Below are 4,255 nucleotides of genomic sequence, written 5' to 3'. Positions count from 1 at the left end.
AAAACCTATCCCACAAACTGGCAGCAGGCTTAACAGGCTGTCTGTCCGCCAAAGCCTCTGGCAATGATTGCAATGCAGGTGCCATTGGTGCTACCATAGGGGAGATGTGGGGTGATTATCAAGTAGATGACCCAAACACCCTAACCCAAGCACAAAAAGACAAACTCATCAGCCAAGCCAAACTGTTAGCCGCCATCACCGCTGCTTATGCAGATGAAGATGTAGGCACCGCCGCAAGCATGGCAGAGGAGGCGGTGAGGTGGAATGGGTTGAAGGCTGTTACCACCACATTGAAGATATTGGGTAAAACAGCACGAGTCTCTGCGACAAGGGGTAGATTGACATTTTCTGACATCAAAGACATTGTCAAAAAAGAAGGTTTCGATATACTTGATGACATCAAAGAGCTTGGAAATGGTGAGTTGACCATCGCCGATGCTCAGGCTGTTATTGATTTGGTTGTTGGTACAGATTTAAACAAAGGTGTAAAAACCAGAGAGATAACAAAAATTCTATCAAGAAGCCCTGTTCGTAACATTAGGGAGTTTTTTAACAGTCCGTTTGGAAGTAAGATTGAAAATATTTCAAACTCTGAAAGGAATAGGTATTATCAGGGTCAATCAATCTATAAAATGAAAAAAAATTATGGTCCGCATCTAAAAGCGGGCGATCAATTTTATTTGGACAGTCTGCATAAGGATCACCTCGAAGTTTTTGACAAAAGCGGAAATTTCAAGATTGTCTTAAATCTCGACGGTTCAGTAAACCAAGATAAAACTGAAAAGGCGAGTAAACAAAAGAGGAAGCTAAAATGAAAGATGTTGTATTTCATCTTAACGCACTAAAAGATGCTATTATTCATAAATATGAGCTTATGGGCTTGACTGAATTTGATTTAGAAGAGACAAACTGTGACTACAGGGGCGACTGGGATCAGGGTATCGTTCTTGATTTGTCTACTCTAAAAGAAGAAATTGACAAATTTAATACATTGTACGCCGAGCACGGAACAAAAATAAAGTCGGTACATCTTGTCATAATTCCATCGATATTAATCGGCATTCGGAGCTTTTTGACGTCAATCATCGAAGACATGGGTCGACTTGCTCTTAATCAAAGAAGCTTTCACGCGATTGAGCTTGCAAAATATGATCTTGTACGCCATGATTATACGCGCATTTCTTATGATGCATTTGGGTTTGATTATTTTGATTTTATTGAAAATTTTCAGATCAATGTTGAGGAAATCATGACAAGTAGCACACAAGATGCTGGCGATGCCATCGTAGGACCTCAAGGTAATTATTCGTGGCAATATCATTTTGGGTGCGATTTGGAACTATTGATTAAAGATTGCCATCTTTTGGGTGATTTTAAGCGCCAAGACGATGAATACAAAATGTCATACATGCTCTTTCGTATCAGATATCGTCTCTTTCTCCTTGCACGCACCGTCAATGCCATGATTGAGGACGCAGCTGAGAGCTTTTTCATTCTTGCAGATAACAACGATGATTAAGTATTCACTGTGCTGATCTCACGGCTTGCTGGTAGTTATTGTCATCAATGAAATGTGGGCAGACCATCAAACAGATGACCCAAGCGCCCTAACATCAGCACAAAAACAAACCATCATCCACTAAGCCAAACTGTTAGCTGCCATCACCGCTGCTTATGCAGATGAAGATGTAGGCACCGCCGCAAGCATGGCAGAGGAGGCGGTGAGGTGGAATGCTGCTTATTACAACAAAGGTTATAAAGAAGAAAAGTTAAAAGACATCATTCAACGCAATAAACAATATATCCTGATCGGAACCAGCTTCATCCCAGTCATTGGTGATATCCAAGGATTTGTGGAAGCTCAAACGACAGGCGATTATGTTTTTGCCACCATCGGTCTTGTACCTGGCCTAGGGGATTTGGCACAAAAAGCCCACAAAGCCAAAAAAGCATACGATGCCGCCAAATCTACAAATAATGTGCAGGGCATGAAAAACGCCATTCAACAAGGGGTGGATGTTTTAAAACAGGGCAAGGGAGTGCACGAAGTACCTGCTATTAGCCAGCCAATCTCTGGCAGTCAAGCTTTTAGACAGGTGGAAAGTGGGCACGCAGTGCCTGTGGGATACAGTAGAGACAGTAAAGGCAGATTGCATGATAATCAAGGGCGTTATGTCAGTGATCCTGACAACCCCAAAGTATCGATCAATTTGAATCGTCCAAGTTTGCGTGCAGATACCAAAATGAAAATCTTGGCCAATTACCAAAAACTGCCAAATGGGGATTATATACATAAAGTAACAAAAGATGTCATCAAAACCCCTATAGACATTGGTCATGTCTATGGTCGTGAGCATAGAAGGCTGGTGTTAGCAGCACAACAAACAGGACTTACCCAGGCTCAATTTAACGACTTTGTGAATTCTCGTCCTGATTATTTTAAGCCTGAAAACAGAGCCGATAACCAAAGTCATCGTTATGAAAAATCAGGCAATGGTGATTTGGATGAAATTATTGAAGATATTAATCTATTCAAACGCAAAAGAGGTATTAAATAATGAGTTATGACATGAGCGGTGTTGAAATTTTGAGAGCGTTACGCAATGGTGACATTATTCTTCTAGAAAACCTATTAAAGACATACCCACAACAAAATCTCTTAAGTATTAACACGGATAAAAAAAGCTGGCTTCATAAAGTCACCGATTCTTTGAATGCTAATGAACCACCACCCATCTCAATACACTACTTACTGTCTTTGGGTATCCCCATCAATGCCCAAGACATCTATGGCATGACTCCCTTGCACTATGCCTTGCGTAGCCAAAATGCCGATGCTGCCATCGCTTTGCTTGAAGCTGGGGCTGATCCAAACATTCCTAATATAGACGGATTACGCCCTTTGTCTATGGCAGGATACACCAAAGACAGATTGGATGTGTTAAAACTCATGCTTGAAAAAGGAGCCAATGTACACAATGTGATGGGTGATGGTACTGGCAGAACCATTTTTGAGAGTTGGGTTCCTTATAAATATACTGAAGACTGGATCGTTGAACAATGGGAAGTTGATATTTATGAGATGATGAAACAGTACGCCTAATTCAAACAAATTTAAGTCTAAAAACAGAGCTGACAACCAAAGTCATCGTTATGAAAAACCAGGTAATTAAGTCAGTTGGCTTTGGTGTATCTATAATTTCAGTAGTCTTAAGGGTGGCAAAATGACCGCTTAGAATGCAAGAACAATCCTAAATACTTAGTACACTCAAAGACCGAACATAGAGCAGGAGAGGTTTTTAAAGGGTTTAAAAACGAAAGAGCAGCAATTGATGCGGCAAAAAATAGGAATGGTAAGGTTTAAGACAGAACCAACATTGATGACAAAGACTTAAAGAAAATAGGTAACTTATTATGATGAAGTTTTATCAAATAGCCAAGCCACAGGGTAAATATTCTTGGTACGACATCCGTGAGACCAACGACGATACGATCGATGAGTACTTGAGGGTTGAAAATGATTTTATTTTAACAATAAAAGAGTTTTTTGATTATCACTGTACGCTACCAAAAATGAAGTATGGTCATAGCAGATTGGCTTACAACTTCACTCTATATGAATACGACGATGATGCTTTTGATAAATTTTTTTTATGAGGGAGTGCGGTCAGATTATCAGCGACTGTACACACTGGCTGATAAAAACATCACTTGTCTGAATGAGCCAGACATCATGTCTTTATTAAAGTGCTATGTCAGAAACTTGTGTGTGTTACACTTTTATGACATATCGGCTAAGAGCTTTTTACAGCCTTTGCTTGATGACTTTTATTTTTACTTAGGACTGCACGAGGATTATGACCTAACAGACATATTTACCTATCGTGAGAATGTGTCTTTTTGTCTAGATTGGGATCATCATCTGTTCTATGGCGAGGAGAATGATATAAGATCGGAAGATTTGGGAGGAAGAATTGTGTGGTAGCTTATCAATGAAAGCCTGAGGCAAACACATCAGCCTTTTTGTGCATAAAAAGACAAAGAAGCATTTGCTCATGTCTTTGTCAGATATGATGACAAAGGGTTCGATTTTCATAAAACATCAATCACTTACCAAGGTTGGTACATAGACATGCTTTATAAGACCACAACCCTCTTGCCAACCTGCAAGGTTCTCTTAGCTATGATAATACCAACATGTCAGCCATGGGTAATCTGTCAAGTTTCGCCCAACACAACCAACGCCTAAGAAATA

At 40.0% G+C, this 4,255-nt stretch carries 6 protein-coding genes; all 6 read left to right on the top strand.

All coding sequences use genetic code 11. The features are described from left to right. Positions 1-815, top strand: an 815-nt coding sequence (locus tag M2R47_RS09190; protein ID WP_249102456.1) for a VENN motif pre-toxin domain-containing protein, incomplete at its 5' end; no start/stop codon positions are given. Continuing rightward, positions 812-1,519: a hypothetical protein gene (locus tag M2R47_RS09185; protein WP_249102450.1), complete on the top strand. Its 708-nt coding sequence runs from the start codon at positions 812-814 to the stop codon at positions 1,517-1,519. The genes M2R47_RS09190 and M2R47_RS09185, both read left to right, overlap by 4 nt. Positions 1,520-1,706: 187 nt before the next feature. Continuing rightward, positions 1,707-2,558, top strand: coding sequence for a GH-E family nuclease (locus M2R47_RS09180; protein ID WP_249102448.1), 852 nt, complete (start codon positions 1,707-1,709; stop codon positions 2,556-2,558). A gap of 11 nt (positions 2,559-2,569) precedes the next feature. Continuing rightward, entirely contained in the window at positions 2,570-3,103 is a 534-nt protein-coding gene (locus M2R47_RS09175; protein WP_249102442.1) for an ankyrin repeat domain-containing protein, read from the top strand. A gap of 311 nt (positions 3,104-3,414) precedes the next feature. Then, complete coding sequence (locus M2R47_RS09170) at positions 3,415-3,657, top strand: hypothetical protein (RefSeq protein ID WP_249102439.1); 243 nt, start codon at positions 3,415-3,417, stop codon at positions 3,655-3,657. Between the two features lie 4 nt (positions 3,658-3,661). Next, positions 3,662-3,985, top strand: coding sequence for a hypothetical protein (locus M2R47_RS09165; protein WP_249102436.1), 324 nt, complete (start codon positions 3,662-3,664; stop codon positions 3,983-3,985). Positions 3,986-4,255: the final 270 nt, after the last annotated feature.

The sequence above is a fragment of the Moraxella oculi genome (assembly GCF_023336735.1).
Classification (GTDB): Bacteria; Pseudomonadota; Gammaproteobacteria; order Pseudomonadales; family Moraxellaceae; genus Moraxella; species Moraxella oculi.
Note: the sequence above shows the minus strand (reverse complement) of the source record. Positions and strands in the feature narration are given on the sequence as shown.